Below are 19,184 nucleotides of genomic sequence, written 5' to 3'. Positions count from 1 at the left end.
GAGCCCCCTCCCGAGTCGGCCCCAGGGCGATCGGGCGGGCACCACGGGGTACCCCGCCCGGAGGGCCACGCATGCCCGGCGGGCCACGAGGCCCGGCACCTCGCGGGTGCCGGGAAACTGCCCGGCCTCGCACCGGTGATGGGTCCGGCACGGCTGCCGCTCCGGCCCCGTCAGGGCCGAACCGGCCCCGGCCCCGGTCGCGGGCCACCGGCCTCCCTGCGCCGGTCGCGGGTCAGGCGACGGGCTGCCCGGTCAGCCCCGGGCGCGGCTCTCGCCGTCCTGGGCGCGGTCGTACATGGACTGCCAGAACGCCGCCGCCTCGTCCGCCGCGGCCCGCTCCCCGGACCACGCGGTCTCGTGGTCGGCGGCGGTGCCGGAGATCGCCTGCCAGAGGCGTTCGGCGGACTCGCGGGACAGCTGGGCGACGTTCCGCCAGTTCTCCGCCTGGGCCGCCGCGGCGGCCTGTTCGGCCTGCCAGGCGCGTCGTGCCGCACCGGCGTGCTCGGACACCGCCTGCCACGCGCGTTCGGCGTCGGCGCGGGCGCGGGCGGCGTCCGCCGCACCGGCCACGGCCGCCTCGGCCGCCGTCGCCTCCGCGATGAGGCGGGTCAGCGTGTGGTGGCGGGCCGCCTCCGCGTCGGCCACGCGGGCGCGGTAGGCCGTCAGGTCCAGCGTGGCGCCGGTGGCCCAGCCGTAGCCGAAGAACTCCGCCACGTCGTCGTCCGCGGCACCGGGCCGCAGCGCCCACTGGGCCGCGACCCGCACCTGCTCTCCCGGGTCGCGCAGGCCGAGGGTGCGGACGAACTCGCGGTCGGCGGCGGCGACGTCCAGCCGCTGCTGCTCGCCCGCCTCGCGCGCGGCGCGGTCAAGGCGCTGCGCCTCGGCGTACCCGGAGGCGGCGAACGCGGCCTGCGCGGCGACGCCGCCCTTGAGTGCCCGTGTCGCGGCGGCCCGTACGTGCGGGGAGAACTCCGCCGTGTGGGTGGCGATCACCCGCTCGCAGAACGCCTTGTTGCGGGCGCGGGTCTCCCGGGCGCGCTGCTTCGCGGCGTCGAAGCCGCCGCCGGGGGCGAGCCACTCCAGGACCGCCTGGTCGCCCCGCGTGCTGCGCAGGGCGTTCCACGCCGACGTCCGCACCTCGGCGGCCGGGTGGGTCTTCGCCATCGTCGTCACCCGCTTGCGGGCCTCCTCGACGGCGGCGGCCAGCTCCGGCGACGGCACCTGCGCCTGCTCTGGCACCTGCGCCTGCTCCTGCGCAGGCGAGGAGGCCGGTGCGGCGCCGGCCGTGGACGCCACCTGCCGCGGCGCGGCGGCCGGGCTGCCGGCACCGGCCCACGCCGGTACGCCGCCCGCGAGGGCGATCGCCCCGGCGAGCGCGCCGACGGTCACCGCCCGCGCGCCTCTCCACTGACCACTCAACTCAAGACCCCCTCGGAATGAAGTACGGTTCACGGCCGCCGGGGCGGGGCCGCGGGCACGGACCCGCCCCTTCGCGGCGTGCGACGGACGCCCACGCGTGCGCGGGCGCTCCGGCCGGCCGGGTCACGCGACCGGCCGGACCTGCCACAGCTGGGCGTCGGTGCGGTTGCAGGTGTACAGCTGGACGTCGATGCCGTTGTCCTGCTTCTTGCCGGGCACGTCGGCGCACATCTCGTCGGCGTGCGCGGGCTGGAGCTCGTACAGCTTGCGCACCGGGTCGACCAGCGTCATCTGCCAGCGCTGGTGGTCCCCCTGGCCGCAGCCGAACTGCTGGACGGCCGCGCCCGACTTGACGCTCTGCCCCTGGACCTCCAGGCACTTGCCGCTCTTGGCGTTGCGCAGCTCGAAGGTGCCGCCGCGCGCGGCGACGGCGTTCCACTTCTGGGAGTCGGTGCCGTTGCAGGCGTACTGCTGGACGTTGACGCCGTCTGTGGTCTTGCCGCCCTCGGTCTCCAGGCACTTGCCGCTGTGGGCCGCGGTGAAGGTGACGGCCTGCTGGGGCAGCTTGAAGCGGGCGGCGGCCTCCGCCCGTGCGGCGGCGGCCGCGGTGGCGGCCTCGCGGGCCGCCTCGGCGGCGGTGCCGGACACGGTGGGCGTGCCGGGGTCGCCGTCGGCCTGGACGGCGGTGGCCGTACCGGCGAGGACGGCGAGGGCCGCGCCCGCGGTCAGGGCGGCCCGGATGATGCGAGACATGGGCGATCCGTTTCTGTCGCGTGTACGGGGGCTCAGGCGGCCGTGGCGGGGTGGACGCGCCACTGCTGGGCGGCCGAGCCGTTGCAGGCCCACAGCCGGGCGGCGGCGCCGTCCGCCTTGCTGCTGGACTCGACGTCCAGGCAGCGGTTCATGGCGGCCGGGGTGTGGGCGGGCCGCAGCTCGTACAGCTCGTTGGCGATGTCGACCATCACCAGGCGCCAGCGCTGGTTCTGCGCTCCCACGCACCACCACTGCTGGACGACGGTGCCGCTCTTGGTGCCCGCGGCCTCCACGTCGAGGCACTTGCCGCTGTGGCCGAAGCGCAGTTCGAAGGTGCCGGCGCCGGTGGGCACCAGGTCGATCTGCTGGTTCCCGGCGTCGGCGGCGCAGGCCGACTGGACGCTGTTGACGCCGTTGCGGAGGCTGGCGTTGGGAATCGTGAGGCACTTGTCGCTGTGGGCGGCCCTGAGCTGCACCGCCGAGGGCGCCGAGGCCGCGGTGGCGGCGGCCCTGGCGTCACCGGGGTCCCCGGCGGACGTGGAGACGGCGGTGGTGGCGGCGGCGGGGGCCAGCTGGGGGCGCGCCTCGTCGGCGGCGGCCACGGTCACGCCGCCGGCGAGCGCGGCGACACCGGCCGCGACGGCCAGGGCGGATCGGACGATCCGGGACATGGGGTGGTTCCGTTCTTCTCAGTAGGGAGGGGAGGGCCCGGCGGACGGGCGGGCGGCCGGGGCGAAGCCGGGGCGACCGGCGTGATCGGCGCGATCGGCGCATGAGCCGTGGGCGACCCACGCGGTCCGCACACGAGCCTGGGGCGACCGGCGGGGTCAGCGCGTGAGCACGGAGCAGCCCGCACGGTCGGCGCGTGAGCCCGGAGCAGCCCGCACGGTCAGCACACGAGCCGGGAGAAGCCCGCACGGTCAGCGCGTGAGCCGGCGGGGCCTCGCGGTCAGCGCGCGAGCGGGGTGACGAGCTTCCAGGTGGCGTCCTGGGCGAAGTCCTTCTCGGCGTCGAAGCGGTTCTTGGCGGACTTGTTGGCCGCGAAGAGGTCGCCGTAGTACTCGCGCAGGAAGCGACCGGGCTGGGCGGCCGACTCGAAGGACGTGCCGGAGCCGCTCAGCCCCTTCTTGGCGCACCAGGTGGCGTCCTTGCGGAACTGGGTGCTGTTGTCGCTCGCGGCCATCCTGACGCGGAGGTCCTTGTGCGTGAGGTAGTGGCCGAGCTTGCGGGAGGACTCGAAGGAGTAGCAGCCGGGCTGGCCGTTGAGCGCGGGGACGACGACCCAGGTGCCGTCCTCCCGGTCGGTCTGCTTGGACGCGGCGGACAGCGGGGCGAGGAACGCCTCCCCGGCGTCGGGCGCGGACTGCCGGATGTAGAAGCCCGCGGGCTTGCCGCTCGCAGGCTGGAAGGACTGGCGCTTCGCGCGGTACTGGTTCTCCGCGGTGAGGAACTTCGCGATGTCGTCGTCGCTGCCGGCCAGGGCCTTCTTCGCGGTGGCCACCAGGTGGGGGTTGACGCCGGTCTTCTCGGCGGCGGCCTGGATCTGGAGGGCGAGGCGGCGGTTGGCGTCGGCGATCTGCTTGCGGCGCGCCTCGTCGTCCTTCTTGTACGCCTCTTCGGCGCCGGTGTGGATGAACTGCTTCCACACGGCCGGGTCGGGGCTGAGGACCGCGCGCTGCGCCGCCGCGTACAGCTCGCTCGACCTGGCGTCGGCCGGTGCCGCGCGCAGCAGTTCGCGGATGAAGTTGTCGTCGCCGAGGGTCAGCATGGCCTCGGACGGCGTGATGCGGAACAGCGCCGCCGCGTTGGTGCGGGCGGCGATCTCCTTGCGCCGCTCGGCCTCCGCGCGGTCCTTCTCCTCCAGCTCCTTGAGCTCGTTGGCGACGTCGCGCGAGTGGGCCTCGCGGGCGCCGTTGGCGATGAACTCCTGCCAGGCGGCGGGGTCCGCGGCCAGGGCCGTCGCGGCGGCGGCGCGGACCTCGGGGCCGGCGGCCTCGTGGCGCAGCACGGCGCGGATGAAGTTGTCGTCGCTCAGGTCGAGCAGGTCGGGGCTGTTGGGGATGCCGATGGCGATGAGCGCCTGGGACTTGGCGAGCCGGGCGGCGCGCGCGGCGTCGGCCTTGTCCTTCTCGCGCTGCTTGTCGACGGCGTACGCCTCGTGGATGCCGGAGACGATGAACCGCACGTGGTCGTCGGCGGTCTCGCTCATCATGGCGGCCTCGGCCGCCTGGCGCACGGCGTCGAACGACTCCCCGCCGTCGCGGGCCTTCTGCCAGAGGGCGTGGATGAAGTCGTGGTCGCTGAGCAGCAGTACGTCCGGGCTCGGGTCGAGGCGCACGACGGCGGCGGCGTCGACCCGCTGGGTGTCGGTGGTGCCGATGCCGGCCGCCGCGGCCGGTGCGGCCGGCGGGGTGGCGACGGCGGCCTGCGGAGCGGCGACGGCGGTGACGGAGGCGAGCGCCGTGGCGGTCACGAGTCCGCGCGTGACGGCTCTGCGCACACGGGAGTTCGTGGTGCTGGTCTTCATTCTGGTTCTGGTCCCCCTGCTAGGTCCCGCACGCGGTTTCTCGGACGCGTGCGGGTGGTCGCGGCGCAGTCTTGAAGATCACCTGGGGGGAGTCAAAGTGGAATTGACCGCTCCTGTCCGATCAGCCGCCGGTATGGCCGTCCAACCCATGACTTGGCGCCAATCTTCGACTGAAAGGCGACTTGTGCGGACCGGTTCGGAACTCACGGGTAACGTGAAATGCGCACCTCCGTTTCGTCCATGACCAGGGCGGATGGCCGCGTATGGCAGGCGGGGGGCGGTCGCGTCCCAGTCGCCGCACGGGTCGACGGGCCCCGCCGCGCGGCGGGAGCGCGGTGGTCGGCGTTCGTGCGGGAGATGTGAGGAAGAAATGTGGGCGGGCCCACATGGGCTGGATCACCCGCGTCGATGCCTTACCATCCGCCGCCGCACCCCGCCCCAGTCGGCCGCGCGCCGCCCTCCGCCGACCACCGACCACCGACCGCCGTCCACCGTGGGCCCGGACCTCGGGCCGGCCGCGCGCCGCCGTCCACCGACCACCGAGCCGGGACCTCCGCCGGCCGCCCGCGCGCCCGCCGGTCGCCCGTGCCCGGTCCTCCCGCCGGCGCGGGTGCGCGTGCCGGCGGGAGGCTGCCGGGCGGGTCAGGCGTGGGCCTCCCGGTGGGCGCGGATGATGTCCGCGTACCGGCGGCCGCTCGACTTGACGGTGCGTGTCTGCGTCGCGTAGTCGACGTGGACGAGCCCGAAGCGCTTGTCGTAGCCGTAGGCCCATTCGAAGTTGTCGAGGAGCGACCAGGCGTAGTACCCGGCGAGCGGGGCGCCCTTGCGTACGGCGCGGGCGCAGGCGCTCAGATGCTGTTCGAGGTAGCGGGTCCGCTCGGGGTCGTCGACGGTGCCGTCGGGGCGGACGGTGTCCGGGAAGGCCGAGCCGTTCTCCGTGACGTACAGCCGGCGTACGCCGTAGTCGTCGGTCAGCCGCATGAGGAACGCCTCCAGGCCGTCGGCGTCGATCTGCCAGTCCATGCCGGTGCGGGGCACGTCGGGCAGGCGCACCTCGCGGGCGTACGGGACGGGCCCCGCCGGGTCGTCGGCGACCGTGACCGGGAAGTAGTAGTTGAGGCCGTGCCAGTCGAGCGGGACGGCCATCGTCTCCTGGTCGCCGGGGCGTTCCGGCAGTTCGACGCCGTAGAGCTCGCGCATGTCGGCGGGGAAGCCCCGGCCGTAGACGGGGTCGAGCCACCAGCGGTTGGTGTGGCCGTCCATGCGGGTGGCCGCCGCGATGTCCTCCGGCCGGGTGGACGCGGCGGCCACGGTCGAGTGGTTGGTCACGAGGCCGATCCGGGCGTCCGGCGCCGCCGCGCGGATCGCCCGCGCGGCCAGTCCGTGCCCGAGGAGCAGGTGGTACGAGGCGTGCACGGCGGCCGTCAGGTCGGTGAGGCCGGGGGCCATGCGGCCTTCGAGGTGGCCGATCCACCCGGAGCACAGCGGTTCGTTCAGGGTGGCCCAGCGGGTGACCCGGTCGCCGAGCCGCCCGGCGACGGCGGAGGCGTAGGCGGCGAGGTGTTCGGCCGTGTCGCGGACGGTCCAGCCGCCGCGGTCCTGCAGGGCCTGCGGGAGGTCCCAGTGGTAGAGGGTGATGTTGGGGGTGATGCCCGCGTCGAGGAGGCCGTCGACGAGCCGGTCGTAGAAGTCGAGGCCCGCCGCGTTGACCGGCCCGTCGCCGCCGGGGACGACGCGGGGCCAGGCGATGGACATCCGGTAGGCGCCGGCGCCCAGCTCCTTCATGAGGGCGATGTCCCCGGGCCACCGGTGGTAGTGGTCGCAGGCCACGTCGCCGTGGTCGCCGTTGTCGGTCTTCCCCGGGGTGTGCGAGAAGGTGTCCCAGATCGACGGGGCCCTGCCGTCCTCGGCGACGGCTCCCTCGATCTGGTAGGCGGAGGTGGCCGTGCCCCAGACGAAGTCGGGCGGGAAGGCGGCGAGATCAATCGGATCGGACACAGAGGGCCTCTCTGACGTGGTCGGAGGGGTGAGGGCGAGGACGGTGAGTGCGGCGGCTACTTGACGGCGCCGGCGGTCAGTCCGGTGACGAGGTAGCGCTGGAGGAGGAGGAAGCCGGCGACGACGGGCAGGCTCACGACCAGCGAGGCGGCCATGACCTGGTTCCAGTACACGTCGTTCTGGGTGGAGTAGCCCTGGAGTCCGACGGCGAGGGTCCGGGTGGTGTCGTTGGTCATCACCGAGGCGAACAGCACCTCCCCCCACGCGGTCATGAACGCGTAGACCGCGACCGCCACGATGCCCGGGACGGCGGCGGGCACGATGACCCGGAAGAGGGCGCCGAGCGGTCCGCAGCCGTCGACCTTGGCCGCTTCGTCGAGGTCGCGGGGCACCGACTCGAAGTACCCGATCAGCATCCAGACGGAGAAGGGCAGCGAGAAGGTGAGGTAGGTCAGGACGAGGCCGCCGCGGGAGCCGAAGAGGGCGATGCCCGTGGCGTTGCCGATGTTGACGTAGATGAGGAACAGCGGCAGCAGGAAGAGGATGCCGGGGAACATCTGCGTCGAGAGCACCGTGACCGTGAAGAGGCGCCTGCCGCGGAAGGAGTGGCGGCTGACGGCGTAGGCGGCGAACACGGCGATGGTGACGGAGCAGACGGTCGCCGCCCCGGCGACGATCAGCGAGTTCATGAAGTAGTCGGCCAGCGGAACGGTCTGCCAGATGTCGAAGTACGGGCGGACGGTGAGGTCCGAGGGGATCCACCGGAACGCGCCGGAGACGTCCTGGAGCGGCTTGAGCGAGCTGGAGACCATCACGTACACCGGCAGCAGGACGAAGCCGGCGAGGAGCGCCAGGAAGATCCGCCGGCTCCACAGGAAGGACCGCGGGGCGGCCATCGGGGAGCGGACCCGGCGCCGGGACGGGCTAGGCATCGGTCGCCTTCCTTCCTCGGGAGGTCAGCAGGAGGTAGGCGCCTGTCACGACGAGCAGGAACAGCAGCAGCAGGACGGACATGGCGGAGCCGGCGCCGAAGTTCCAGGTCTGGAACGAGGACTGGTAGATGTGCAGGGAGATGAGGTCCGCGGCCTCCGGCGCTGCCTTGCCGAAGAGGACGAAGGGGGTGTTGAAGTCGTTGAACGTCCACAGGAACAGCACGAGGACGAGGACCTGGTTGACCGGGCGCAGCGACGGCAGGGTGATCGCGCGGATCTGCTGCCAGATCCCCGCTCCGTCGAGGGCGGCGGCCTCGTAGATCTCCCGGGGGATGTTCTGCAGCCCGGCCATGACGATCAGGAAGGCGAAGGGCCAGCCCTTCCACACGGACACGACGAGCAGCGCGGTGAAGCTGTTGTCGCCGATCAGCCAGAACGGCGGGCTGCCGGTGAGGCCCAGCTGGTCGTGCAGGACGTGGTTGACCAGTCCGTTGTCCCGCTGGAACATGAACGCCCAGGTGATCACGGCGGCGTAGACGGGCAGCGCGTACGGGACGAGGAAGAGCGTGCGCAGGAAGCCGCGGCCGCGGAAGCCCTCCTGGAGGAAGATGGCGGCGGCGGTCCCGAGCAGCCAGCACAGCCCGACCGAGAGCAGGGTGAACAGACAGGTCGTGAGGAAGGACTTGAGCAGCGCCTCGCCGACGGGGGCGCTGAAGTCGACCGCGACGGAGTAGTTGCCCAGCCCGTTCCAGGGGGCGGTGGTCCAGTCGCGGATGTGGAACTGGGTGAGCTCCTTGAAGCTGACGACGACGCCGATCGCCATCGGCACCAGGTGGACGAGGAGTTCGAGCAGGAGCGCGGGGAGCAGCAGGAGGTACGGAAGGCCGATGCGGCGCAGCCGCCCGGAGCGGCGCGGGCGCGGCGCTCCGGGGGGCTTCTCATGTGCCTTCCGCTCACCTGTGCCGGGGGCGGCGGTGAGAGTGGTCATGGAGGGGTCCGTGCTCACTTCCGGGGCATCTGCTGCTGGGCCTTTTCGAGCTTGGCGCGCACCGACTCGGTGGTGACCGGCCGGCCGGCGGCGGCGTCGGCGAAGAGTTCCTTGACCGCGGTGCCGACGACGGTCTCGAACTGGGACTCCTCGGGGACCTGCGGGAGCGCGGTGGCGCTGGTCGCGAGGGTCTCGCGCAGGACGGCGAGTGACGGGGTGTCGAAGGCCGGGTCCTGCTGGGCGGTCTTGACCGGCGGGATGGAGCCGTAGGCCTTGTTGAGGATGACCTGCTCCTCGTCGCTGGTCATGAAGGCGACGAACTTCCTGGCGCCGTCGATGTTCTCGGTGTTCTTGAAGACGGCCAGGTTGATGCCGGCGACCATGGAGTTGGTGGCGGTGCCGGGGCCGGGCTTGCCGGAGCGCACCGGGGCGGGCACCACTCCCCACGCGTCGTCCTTCATGCCGTGGCTCTTGAAGGTGGCGGACGCGGTCTGCCACAGCACCATGCCCGTCTTGTTCCTGGCGAAGTCGCTCAGGGACTGGTTCTGGGCGTATTCGGCGTTGCCCGGGGCGATGATCTTGTGTTCGGCCATCAGGTCGACGTACTGCTTGACGGCGGCGACCGCGCCGTCGGAGGTGAAGTCCGGCTTGCCGTCGGGGGTGAAGAAGTCGGCGCCGTGCTGCTTGCCGAGGACGAAGACCTGGTGGATGTTGTTGGAGAGGTTGGACCCCTCGGCTCCGAGGCCGTTCCTGCCCTTGGCGGTGAGCTTCTGGCCGGCCGCGATCAGCTCGTCCCAGGTGGCCGGGGGCTTGGCTATGCCGGCCTCGGCGAACAGCTTCTTGTTGTAGTAGAGCGCGTAGGCCATGGAGTACAGCGGTACGGCGGCGGGGTCCTGGCCCCGGGCCCCGGTGGAGCCGAGGGCGGATGCCACGAAGCGGTCCCTGCCACCGATCGCGGCGAGGTTCTGCTCGTCCCAGGGCAGCAGGGCGCCGGTGGACTGGAGGGAGGCCGACCAGGTGTTGCCGATGTTGAGGACGTCGGGGCCCTGTCCGGAGGTGGTGGCGGTGAGGATCCGGTTGAGCAGGTCGGACCAGGGGACGACCTCCAGCTCGACCTTGATGCCGGTCCGCTTCTCGAACTTGTCGAGCTCCGGCTGGAGGACCTTCTTGTCGACCTCCAGGTTGGCGCCCTGGTTCGAGGCCCAGTAGGTGAGCGTCCGCGGCCGTTCGTCGGAGCCCTCGGAGCCGGAGGTGCCCCCGCCGCAGGCGGCCGCGGTGAGGACGAGCGAGAGGGTGACGGCGCCGGCGGCCGCGGCTCTGGTTCTGCGCATGACTTCAGGGGTCCTTCCGCGGAGGTACGGACTTCGTCTGCGGGAAGGGTGCGACACGGGTGGCGTCCCGCGTTCGAGCCCTGAAGCACCCCGCCGCTTAATTCACGGTGTGAGTTAAACCTCAAGTGAAGGTCGCGTCAAGGTCTCGACCCCATGTAGGTTGCGTCCAGGACATTGAGCACGAGGGGGCATGGTGAAGATGCGCAGCGGCCGTACGGTGCGTGACCTGCGGCGTGAGAACCGCACGGCGGTGTTGCAGCGGCTGTACTTCGACGGGCCCCTCAGCCGCTTCTCGCTCGGCCCGGTCACCGGCCTGAGCTCCGGCTCCGTGAGCAACGTGGTGTCCGAGCTCGTCGCCGAGGGACTGGTGGAAGAGGCCGGCAGCGTCGACTCGGCCGGCGGCCGCCCCCGCACGCTGCTGCGCATCCGCGCCGGCAGCGGCTACATGATCGGCGTGGACGTCGGTGAGACCCGTGTGCGGATCGAGCTCTTCGACCTGGCCCTCACCGAGCTCGCACGCGTCGAGAAGCCGCTGGAGACGGAGGGCCCGCGCCGGGTCGACCGGTACGACGTCGGCGTCGTCGTCGGGCATCTGCGCGAGGGCATCCCCGACGTGCTGCGCCAGGCCGGCATCCCGGCGGAGCAGTTGCTGGGCGTCGGCATCGGCGTGCCGGGCATCGTCGCCAGGACCCCCGAGGACGGTGCCGTGGTCCACGGCCAGACCATCGGCTGGGACGCGGTGCCGCTGGAGCGGCTGCTGCGCGAGTCCCGCCTCCTGCCGGAGAGCGTGCCGTACTACATCGACAACGGCGCCAAGACGCTCGGCCAGGCGGAGATGTGGTTCGGCGCCGGGCGCGGCGCGCAGAACGCGGTGGTGGTCCTCTTCGGTTCCGGTGTCGGCGCCTGCGTCGTCACCGACGACATGCGGTCCGGGGTGGCCCTGGAGTGGGGGCATCTGACCGTGCGGGTGCGCGGCCGGCACTGCCGCTGCGGCGCGAAGGGCTGCCTGGAGGCGTACGCCGGCGCCGAGGCGCTCCTGGAGCGGTGGGCGGAGGCGGGCGGTCGGCCCCCGGCCGGCGTGGACGAGGAGACGGCGCTGACCGCGATGCTCGCCGCCGCGTATCCCGCGCCCGACGGGGAGGGGACGGCTCCTCCGGCCGACGCCACCGCGCTGGCCGTGCTGGAGGAGACCGCGGAGTACCTCGGTGCCGGCTTCTCCGACCTGATCAACCTCTTCCAGCCGGAGCGCATCCTCGTCGGCGGCTGGGCGGGACTCCAGCTCGGCCGGCGCTTCCTCGACTCCGTGCGCACGCACGCCACCTCGTACTCGCTGAAGTACCCGGCCGCGCGTGTGGAGATCGACCTCGGCACGCTGGGACCGGACGCCGTCACGGTCGGGGCCGCGAGCCTGCCGCTCGCCGACTTCTTCGCCCGCGGCGGCCGCCGCGCGCAGGCCGATCCGGAGCAGCACAGTCCGGCCTGGCAGACGACCCTGCGGGAGCGGGCGGCGCAGTAGGCGCGCCCGCCGGTGACCGGCCTCGTCCCAGGCCATGGGGCGTCGGACCGGGCGGCGGCCCCTCCGGGCCGGGTCGCGGGGAGGCCATCCGGCCCGGAGGGGAGTCACCGCCGGTCCGGACCGGATGGCCGGCCGGCCGCCGGACCCGGCACCGGGCGGTGGACCGGCGGCCGGATGGCCGGGCGGTGGCCGGGCGCCGGGCGGTGGACCGGCGGTCAAGGGGACGCGCGGTGGACCGGCGGTCAGGGGAACGAGACGACGGTGGACGGCACCGTCGAGGTGCCGGCGGGGACCGTGGACGCTCCCGTCTCGTTGATGACGTGGTTGTAGTGGCCCATGCCGCCGAGGGACACCACCAGCAGGCTGTGGAACCTCACCCCGGGCTTGACCGGGGTCTTGAAGCCGTGGTCCTGGCGGATGCCGGGGTCGACGTTGTAGTTGCAGTAGCTGCCCAGGCCCCACGCCTCGTGGGTGTCCACCGTGTCGTCCACCCGGTAGGCGGCGTAGCCCTTGGTGGTGCCGTTCTGGATGGCGGCCTGGTTCGGCGCGTCGTACGCCTTCTCGTTCTGGTAGAAGATCGTGCGGCCGCGTTCGCCGTACCACTCGACGTCGTACTTGTTGAAGTGCTCGACGAACAGACCGGTGGCCAGCACGTCGTCACCGTTGACGCGGACGCCGTAGTCGGCGCGGTTGGTCTCCCAGCCCACGCCCTCGCCGTGGTCGGCGCGCCAGACCCACGTGTGGTCGATGATCACGTCGTCGCTGTTGACGACCATGCTGGTGGTGGCCTTGCCGGGGCCGGCGCCTCCGATGCGGATGTAGACGTCCTGGACGGTGGTCGGGTTGGCCGCGTGGTCGGCGGCGGCGCCCTGCGGGCCGATCTCCAGCAGGGTCGGGGAGTTGACCGGTCCCGCGTCGATCAGGAAGCCGGCGAGCCTGACCCCGTCCACGTCGGCGACCCTCATCGCCGTGACCCCGTTGTCGGGGATGAGCGTGGCCAGGCCCAGGCCGAGCACGATGGTGTTCGCCCGGTTGACGTTGACGGTCCGGTCGACGTGGTACACGCCCGGCGTGAACAGCAGGTGCAGGCCCTGCTCCAGGGCGGCGTTCATGGTGGCGGCGGTGGTCCCCGGCTTGACGACGTAGAACCGGCTCAGGGGGATCGACTCGCCCTGCGGCGTGCCGCTCGCCCAGGTCGTGCCGCGCGCGCCGGTGCGCCGGGCGGGCGCGAACACCTTGTACTCGTCGCCGTCCAGGTAGAGGAACGGCTTCTCGCGCGAGATCGGGGTGGTGTGCAGGGTGGTGTAGCGGGGCTCGGGGAAGCTGGTCGCCGGGGCGCCCTCGACGCCGGAGAAGACCTGGTTCCACACGGAGTTGGACCAGCCGCCGATCGCGCTGTCGCGGGTGTACCACTGCTGCTGCGAGTAGTTGCCGATCTGCCCGTCGACCTTGGTGTCGGCGATGTAGCCGCCGCTGGCCCAGCCGTACCCGTTCGGCGCGAGGTTGAGGCCGCCCTTGACGTGCATGCGGCGGAAGGAGGCCGCCTGCGAGACCGCCCACCGGTTGGTGCCGCTGACCGGGTTGAGCGCCAGGTTCTCCGCGGCCCGCCAGAAGTTCTGGGTGGCGTTGCCGTTGAACCAGCCGGCGTCGACCGTCACGTCACCGTTGATGGTGGTGTCGTCGGGCCGCAGGCCGAGGCCCGCGATCTGGGTGTAGAAGCCGATCTGGGCGTTGAGGCCGTGGTACGTGCCCGGCTTGAAGAGGAAGGCGTGCCGGCCGCTGCCGAACTGCGCCGACTCCTGCTGCCGGAACACCTCGTCCAGCTTGGCCTGGATGCCGGGGGTGGACGGGTCGAAGACGTGCACGTGGGGGCCGAGGTCGCCGCCGCCCGGCAGGGTCGGGCCGCCGTCGCCGCCCGTGGAGCCGTACACCTTGAACTCCCAGAGCGAGTAGCCGTATCCGGTGGCGCGGGCGGTGCCGAGCATCCGGACGTAGCGGGCCGTGCCGGAGACGTTCAGCGTCTCGGTGCCGCCCGCGCCGGAGGTGGTGGAGTAGGCCGTCGTCCAGTCGGTGCCGTTCTGGGAGGTCTCGATGCGGTACGCCTTGGCGTACGCGGCCTCCCAGCGCAGCTCGACCTGGCTGATCGCGGCGGCCGCGCCCAGGTCGACGCGCAGCCACTGCGGGTCGGAGAAGGCGCTCGACCAGCGGGTGCCGTGGTCGCCGTCGACCGCCGCGCCCGCCGGTGTCGCCGGGCCCTCCTGGCTGGACGCGGTGACGGGCCTGCCCTGGGACAGCAGTACGGGCGCGGCCTCGGCGTCCTGGGCGGGGGCGAAGGCGAGAAGGACCGCGGTGAGTGCGGTGACCACCGCGCCGACGACACCCCGGCGGGCGGCTTTGCGGGGTGGTGGTGGCGCCACGGACGGTATGCCGACTGGAGGCATGGGGGGCTCCTCGGGGACGAGAACGGCAGGGGGAGAGCGCTCTCGGGAACCATGCCCGCCGCGACAGGGGCGGTCAAGGGATCTGTCACTACTTATCTTTTGGCTTTCATTAAGCATCGGCCGGTGTGGGCGGCAGCGGGGGCGGCCCCTGGTGGCCGCCCCCGGTCCGCCCGGCCGGATGCCGGTCCGCGCCCGCTACCTCTGCCGGATCCGCAGGAACGTCACCGAGTTCGGCTGGAAGGTGTACGTGAACTTCTGCGACACCCCTGAGAAGGTCGAGCTCACGGGGGTGATCGCGGTGTCCGCCTCGGTGTTCACCGCGCTCCGGTCACCCGCCAGCGTGACCACCCGGGCCCTGGGGCCGACGTCGGCGCCGCCGAGGTCGACGGTGGTGCGGGCCGCCGTGTCCTGGGCGTTGACGACCTTGACGATCAGGTCGCCGGTGGCCTCGTCCTCGGTGACCACCTGGCGGAACGGCTCGGCCGCCTTGTCGTCCGTGAACTCGCCCCACTTCGCACCGTCGAGGTAGAGGCTCACCTGACGGCCCCGCACCTTGATCTCGATGTCGTACGTACGGCCCGTCTCGATCGACCCGGCCTTCGTCAGGAGCGTCGACTTGCCGCCGTTCACGGCCCGCTCGACGGCGGACTGGGTGTTGCCCCAGCCGCCGAGGTTCCACCAGTAGTGGTTGCCGGTGTCCTTGACGCCGAAGGCGACGAGGAAGCCCTCCCTGCCGGACTTCTTGGTGGCCTTCACCCGCAGGTCGTAGTCGTGCCAGGCGGGGTCGCCGGCGGTGATCAGGGTGTTCTCGGCGGCGGCGTCGGTCTGCACGTACTGGCCGTCCTGGACGCTCCAGCTGCCGGCGCCCACGTGCTTCCACCGCGACGTGTCGCCGGAGAAGTCGTCGCTCAGCAGTGTCGTACCGTCCGCCGACGTCACCCGCACGTCGTCGTACGCGGCGCTGGTCGCCCAGGTGGACAGGCCGACAGCGCCCGTGATGGGGCCGCTGACGGCCGGGGTGCCGGTCGCGGTCGAGGGCACGACCCGGTCACCGGTGTTGTTCATGAACAGCTTCTGGACCTCGTAGCTGGTCGAGCCCCAGGAGGCGCGGTTGTTGAACCAGATCATGTCCGGCCGCCACTGCGTGGCGTCCTCGTTGGCCAGCAGCGGCGCGTACGAGGCCAGCTTGACGACGTCCGCGTTGCGTTCGAGGCCGGTCATGAACGCCGCCTCGGCCAGCGCGTTCCCCCAGGTGTTGCCCTGCGACGCGTACTCGCCGAGGAAGACCTTGGGGCCCTTCCGGTCGTAGGAGTCGTAGCGGTCGTTGTTCCGCAGGAACCACTCGGGGCTGTTGTAGTAGTGCTCGTCCACCATGGCGACGCCGCCCTCGCGGTTGAGGCGCCAGAGGGTGTCGAAGGTGGTGCCGGTGTCGTCGGGACCGGAGTTGGAGACGACCGTGATGTCCGGGTACTTCGCCTCGATGGCCGTGCGGAACTTCACGAACCGCTCGTAGAACGGGACGGGGAGGTTCTCCTCGTTGCCGACGCCGATGTGGGTGAGGCCGAAGGGCTTGGGGTGGCCCATCTCGGCGCGCTTCCTCCCCCAGGTGGAGGTGACGGGCCCGTTGGCGAACTCGATGAGGTCGAGGGTGTCCTGGATGTGCCGCTTCAGCAGCGCCTCGTCGTCGGTGGCCCGGTTCTGGCCGCAGCCGGTCACCAGGGCGGGGACGACGGGCAGCGGCATGGCGCCGACGTCCTCGGCGAAGCGGAAGTACTCGTAGTAGCCGAGGCCGTAACTCTGGTTGTAGCCCCAGAAGTTGGCGTTGGTGGCGCGCTGCTCGACGGGGCCGATGGTGTCCTTCCACTGGTAGGCCCGCTTGCGCTGCCAGCCGGAGGCCTCGCTGTAGTCCTCCATGGACCCGGTGTTGACCAGGCAGCCGCCGGGGAACCGGACGAAGCCGGGCTTCAGGGCCTCGATCTTCTCGGCGAGGTCCTTGCGCAGGCCGTTGGGCTGGTTCTTGTAGGTGTCGCGCGGGAACAGCGACACCATGTCGAGGGCCGCCGCCCGCGTCGCGGCGACGGTGAGGCGGCCGCGGCTGCTGGTGCGCTCGGCGGTGAAGGTGGCGGTGTACTTGCGCCAGCCGCCCGTCGCCGCCACCTGGCGCGCCGTCGCGAGGGGGCCCGCCGCGTCCGCGATCCCGACGGTGAGGGTGGTGCCCGACTCGGCGCGGGCCCATACCGAGAAGTCGTAGCGCTTGCCCTTCTCCACCCGGATGCCGGTGTTGTAGCCGGAGTTCGTCACGGCCGAACCGGCGCCCAGGGAGAGGTAGTTGCGGTTCCGTTCGTGGAGCCGGCCCGCGTCGTTCACCACCTGGGCGGTGCCGTCCACCGCCCACGAGGTGAGCGGGGTGTAGCCGGCGTTGTCGGCGGTGGAGTACTCGAAGGAGCGGTTCTGCACGAGCTCGGCGTACAGCCCGCCGTCGGCGGCCCGGTTGATGTCCTCGAAGAAGACGCCGTACATCGTGTCGTCGATCGCCGGGCCCGCCGCGTCCGGGGCGACGGTGATCGTGTAGTCGGTGGCGGCCCCGGCCTGCGCGGCGGGTGGCGGCAGGACGGAGGCGGTGAGGAGGGCGGCGAGGCCCAGACCGATCTTGAAGGGGGTGGGTGACATGGAGGCTCCGCGACTCTCGTTGAAGGGATCGACATGCCGGAGAGGTGACGTCGAGCGGGCAGGTGAGGCCGTACGGCGCCGGGGCAGCCGTGCGGCGGTGGAGAAGCCGTACGGCGACGGGCAGCCGTACGACGGCGGGGAAGCCGTGCGGCGGTGGAGGAGCCGTACGACGATGGGCAGCCGTGCGGCGACGGGGAGCCGTGCGACGGTACGGCCGGGCGCCGGTGTGCCGGGCGGGGCGCCCGGGCGGATGAGGGGGTCTCGGCGCGTCCCGGACGCGCGCTGCACCTGGCCCCGGTGCCGGGGCCCACGGCCCGAGTGGACGGGCGGCCGGACCGGGGTGCCGGGGCGCACCGGCGCGGGGAGGGAGCCGCCCGCGGTCAGCGCGCGGTGGCGGGGGCGGCGTTGCCGTAGTAGGCGTCGGGTCCGTGCTTGCGGGTGAAGTGCCGGTCGAGCAGGTGCCGCGGCGGCTCGGAGTGGTCGGCGGGCGGACGCAGCGCCAGGGTGTGCAGCGCCATCTCGGCGACCGCCTCGCAGACGACGGCGTTCTCCAGCGACGCCGTCGCGGTGGCCCCCCAGGTGAAGGGGCCGTGCCGCGAGACCAGCGCGCCGGGCACCTCCTCGGCCCGGCGGGGATCGCCTTCGAGCATCGCCACGATCACCTGGCCGGTGTTGTACTCGTAGTCACGCGCGCACTGGGCGGCCGTCAGGTCGTCCGTCACGGGGATGGGGCCGTTGAAGGTGTCGGCATGGGTGGTGCCGAGCACGGGTATGGGGCGGCGGGCCTGCGCGAAGGCGACCGCGTGCGTCGAGTGGGTGTGGGTGACGCCGCCGATGGAGGGGAAGGCGCGGTACAGGCACCGGTGGGTCTCGGTGTCGGTGGACGGCCTGAGGTCCCCCTCGACGACCCTGCCGTCCTCCAGGGCCACCACGACCAGGTCCTCCTCGGTGAGTTCCGCGTAGGAGACGCCGGACGGCTTGATGACGAAGACCCCGGCGTCCCGGTCGACACCGCTGACGTTCCCCCAGGTGAGGGTGGCCAGGCCGGCTTCCGGTATCCGCAGGTTGGCCGCCAGGACCTCACGGCGGAGGTCCCCGAAGGAGAGGGGCTCGCTCACTACGTCTCACCGTCTTTCCGACATCGGCAGCGGCTCTTCGGAGAGTGCGCCCGCAGGAGCCCGCGTCCGTGCACGAGTGGATGGAGGGGACCGGACGACGCGGGCGTCGAGTGCCCATGCGTCGCACCCCTGGATTGTGAGCGCTAACATGGCGATAACTCAAGAGGTGACGCAGAAGTCACCCCGCTCTTACACGCGGCACGCCCGGTGGATGTGAACGCACACATCGCTGTTCGCCGGAGCAGGCACCCGGTCCGGCCCTGGGGGCGGCCGCCGCTCAGGCGGTACCTTGGCCAGGGGCCAGCCAGCGAACCAGGAAGGCAGAGGATTGACCCAGCTCCCGGACGTCTCCCGAGCGCCCACGATGGCGGACGTGGCGCGCGTCGCCGGCGTGTCCCACCAGACCGTCTCCCGCGTGCTCAGCGGCCACCCGAACGTCAGCGCCAAGACACGCTCCGCGGTGATGGAGGTCATCGAGCAGCTGGGCTACCGCCGCAATCCGGCGGCCCGCGCCCTCGCCACCCGCAGGACCCACACGCTGGGCGTCATCGCCGTCAACACGACGCTGCACGGGCCCGCCAGCACGCTCAGCGGCGTCCAGGAGGCGGCGCGGGACCGCGGCTACCTCACCTCGGCCGTCACTCTGCGCACGATCACGGACGCCTCGCTCACCGAGGCGATGCAGCACCTCATGGCCTGGGGCGTGGAGGGCGTGATCGCCATCACCCCGCAGCGCGACGCCGTGCGCGCCCTGGCCGCCCTGGACGCGCCGTGCCCCGTCGTCACCGTGGAGGGCGGCCACACCCTCGACCTGCCCGGAGTGTCGGTGGACCAGCACCTCGGGGCGCGGATGGTCACGGAGCATCTGCTCGCCGCGGGGCACTCCACGGTGTGGCACGTGGCCGGCCCCTCCGACTGGCTGGAGAGCGAGGCCCGCACCGCCGGCTGGGAGAGCGCGCTGCGGGAGGCGGGCGCCGACGTGCCGCCCGTGCTGCGGGGCGACTGGAGCCCCCTGTCGGGCTACCAGGCCGGGCAGCAGCTCGCGGGCCGGGCGCTGGCGTCCCACGGCCGCGGACCGGAGCTCACCGCCGTGTTCGTCGCGAACGACCAGATGGCGCTCGGTGTGCTGCGGGCCTTCCGGGAGGTGGGGCTGCGCACCCCGGCGGACGTGGCGGTGGCCGGCTTCGACGACATCCCGGAGGCCGAGTTCTTCCCGCCCCCGCTCACCACGGTCCGCCAGGACTTCGGCTCGCTCGGCCGCAGCAGCATCGGCCTGCTCCTGAACCACATCGAGGGCACCGCGACGGAGGCCGCGCACCTGACGGTCGCACCCGAGCTCATCGTGCGCACCAGCACCGCCCGCCGCAGGACCGCGGCCGAGGAGTGACCGCGCGGGGAGACCGGGCATCCGGCCCGGTCCGCCCCCGGCACCCTTGAGCCCCGGAACCCCGGCTCGATGTACGCACCCGCGCACGGGACCTTACGGCGTGG

General features: G+C 72.6%; 13 protein-coding genes. 2 read left to right on the top strand and 11 right to left on the bottom strand.

Features of this window, described 5'->3' with window-relative positions; translation table 11 throughout:
- Positions 1–252 precede the first annotated feature (252 nt).
- The 8 genes from ACSUPT_RS26745 to ACSUPT_RS26710 form a co-directional block, all read right to left on the bottom strand.
- Positions 253–1,389, bottom strand: a complete 1,137-nt coding sequence (locus tag ACSUPT_RS26745; RefSeq protein ID WP_436945852.1) for a hypothetical protein — start codon at positions 1,387–1,389, stop codon at positions 253–255.
- A 153-nt stretch (positions 1,390–1,542) separates the two neighbouring features.
- Positions 1,543–2,172, bottom strand: a complete 630-nt coding sequence (locus ACSUPT_RS26740; RefSeq protein ID WP_351966248.1) for an RICIN domain-containing protein — start codon at positions 2,170–2,172, stop codon at positions 1,543–1,545.
- Between the two features lie 32 nt (positions 2,173–2,204).
- Positions 2,205–2,843: an RICIN domain-containing protein gene (locus ACSUPT_RS26735; RefSeq protein ID WP_436945850.1), complete on the bottom strand. Its 639-nt coding sequence runs from the start codon at positions 2,841–2,843 to the stop codon at positions 2,205–2,207.
- Between the two features lie 278 nt (positions 2,844–3,121).
- On the bottom strand, positions 3,122–4,699 hold the full coding sequence (locus ACSUPT_RS26730; RefSeq protein ID WP_436945848.1) for an AbfB domain-containing protein: 1,578 nt from the start codon (positions 4,697–4,699) through the stop codon (positions 3,122–3,124).
- 642 nt (positions 4,700–5,341) lie between these two features.
- Positions 5,342–6,697 carry a GH1 family beta-glucosidase gene (locus ACSUPT_RS26725; protein ID WP_351966251.1) on the bottom strand — a complete coding sequence of 452 codons (1,356 nt, stop codon included), beginning with the start codon at positions 6,695–6,697 and terminating at the stop codon, positions 5,342–5,344.
- Between the two features lie 56 nt (positions 6,698–6,753).
- Entirely contained in the window at positions 6,754–7,593 is an 840-nt protein-coding gene (locus tag ACSUPT_RS26720; protein ID WP_351966288.1) for a carbohydrate ABC transporter permease, read from the bottom strand.
- A 28-nt stretch (positions 7,594–7,621) separates the two neighbouring features.
- Positions 7,622–8,617, bottom strand: a complete 996-nt coding sequence (locus ACSUPT_RS26715) for a carbohydrate ABC transporter permease (protein ID WP_436945846.1) — start codon at positions 8,615–8,617, stop codon at positions 7,622–7,624.
- A gap of 14 nt (positions 8,618–8,631) precedes the next feature.
- Positions 8,632–9,948, bottom strand: coding sequence for an ABC transporter substrate-binding protein (locus ACSUPT_RS26710; RefSeq protein ID WP_436945845.1), 1,317 nt, complete (start codon positions 9,946–9,948; stop codon positions 8,632–8,634).
- A 190-nt stretch (positions 9,949–10,138) separates the two neighbouring features.
- Here ACSUPT_RS26710 and ACSUPT_RS26705 point away from each other — a divergent pair, with 190 nt between their 5' ends.
- Positions 10,139–11,464, top strand: a complete 1,326-nt coding sequence (locus ACSUPT_RS26705; protein WP_351966254.1) for an ROK family protein — start codon at positions 10,139–10,141, stop codon at positions 11,462–11,464.
- A gap of 242 nt (positions 11,465–11,706) precedes the next feature.
- Here the strand turns inward: ACSUPT_RS26705 and ACSUPT_RS26700 are convergent, their stop codons facing one another.
- The 3 genes from ACSUPT_RS26700 to araD all read right to left on the bottom strand — a co-directional run bounded on the left by ACSUPT_RS26700 (position 11,707) and on the right by araD (position 17,693).
- Positions 11,707–13,905, bottom strand: a complete 2,199-nt coding sequence (locus ACSUPT_RS26700; protein WP_436945844.1) for a discoidin domain-containing protein — start codon at positions 13,903–13,905, stop codon at positions 11,707–11,709.
- Between the two features lie 195 nt (positions 13,906–14,100).
- Positions 14,101–16,575, bottom strand: coding sequence for an alpha-L-arabinofuranosidase C-terminal domain-containing protein (locus tag ACSUPT_RS26695; protein ID WP_436945842.1), 2,475 nt, complete (start codon positions 16,573–16,575; stop codon positions 14,101–14,103).
- A gap of 380 nt (positions 16,576–16,955) precedes the next feature.
- Entirely contained in the window at positions 16,956–17,693 is a 738-nt protein-coding gene (araD, locus tag ACSUPT_RS26690; protein WP_436945840.1) for an L-ribulose-5-phosphate 4-epimerase AraD, read from the bottom strand.
- 364 nt (positions 17,694–18,057) lie between these two features.
- On the opposite strand from araD, the gene ACSUPT_RS26685 reads away from it, so the two are divergent.
- Positions 18,058–19,080, top strand: coding sequence for a LacI family DNA-binding transcriptional regulator (locus ACSUPT_RS26685; protein ID WP_399218540.1), 1,023 nt, complete (start codon positions 18,058–18,060; stop codon positions 19,078–19,080).
- The last annotated feature ends 104 nt before the right edge of the window (positions 19,081–19,184 follow it).

This window comes from Streptomyces sp. SudanB25_2051 (assembly GCF_964272635.1).
Lineage (GTDB): Bacteria > Actinomycetota > Actinomycetes > Streptomycetales > Streptomycetaceae > Streptomyces.
Note: the sequence above shows the minus strand (reverse complement) of the source record. Positions and strands in the feature narration are given on the sequence as shown.

What these genes read in the sequence shown, in the direction of transcription:
- ACSUPT_RS26720 (WP_351966288.1), bottom strand. Translation starts at nt 7,593, where the DNA reads ATGGCCGCCCCGCGGTCCTTCCTGTGGAGCCGGCGGATCTTCCTGGCG.
- ACSUPT_RS26735 (WP_436945850.1), bottom strand. Translation starts at nt 2,843, where the DNA reads ATGTCCCGGATCGTCCGATCCGCCCTGGCCGTCGCGGCCGGTGTCGCC.
- ACSUPT_RS26710 (WP_436945845.1), bottom strand. Translation starts at nt 9,948, where the DNA reads ATGCGCAGAACCAGAGCCGCGGCCGCCGGCGCCGTCACCCTCTCGCTC.
- ACSUPT_RS26685 (WP_399218540.1), top strand. Translation starts at nt 18,058, where the DNA reads ATGGCGGACGTGGCGCGCGTCGCCGGCGTGTCCCACCAGACCGTCTCC.
- ACSUPT_RS26730 (WP_436945848.1), bottom strand. Translation starts at nt 4,699, where the DNA reads ATGAAGACCAGCACCACGAACTCCCGTGTGCGCAGAGCCGTCACGCGC.
- ACSUPT_RS26715 (WP_436945846.1), bottom strand. Translation starts at nt 8,617, where the DNA reads ATGACCACTCTCACCGCCGCCCCCGGCACAGGTGAGCGGAAGGCACAT.
- ACSUPT_RS26695 (WP_436945842.1), bottom strand. Translation starts at nt 16,575, where the DNA reads ATGTCACCCACCCCCTTCAAGATCGGTCTGGGCCTCGCCGCCCTCCTC.
- ACSUPT_RS26740 (WP_351966248.1), bottom strand. Translation starts at nt 2,172, where the DNA reads ATGTCTCGCATCATCCGGGCCGCCCTGACCGCGGGCGCGGCCCTCGCC.
- ACSUPT_RS26705 (WP_351966254.1), top strand. Translation starts at nt 10,139, where the DNA reads ATGGTGAAGATGCGCAGCGGCCGTACGGTGCGTGACCTGCGGCGTGAG.
- ACSUPT_RS26700 (WP_436945844.1), bottom strand. Translation starts at nt 13,905, where the DNA reads ATGCCTCCAGTCGGCATACCGTCCGTGGCGCCACCACCACCCCGCAAA.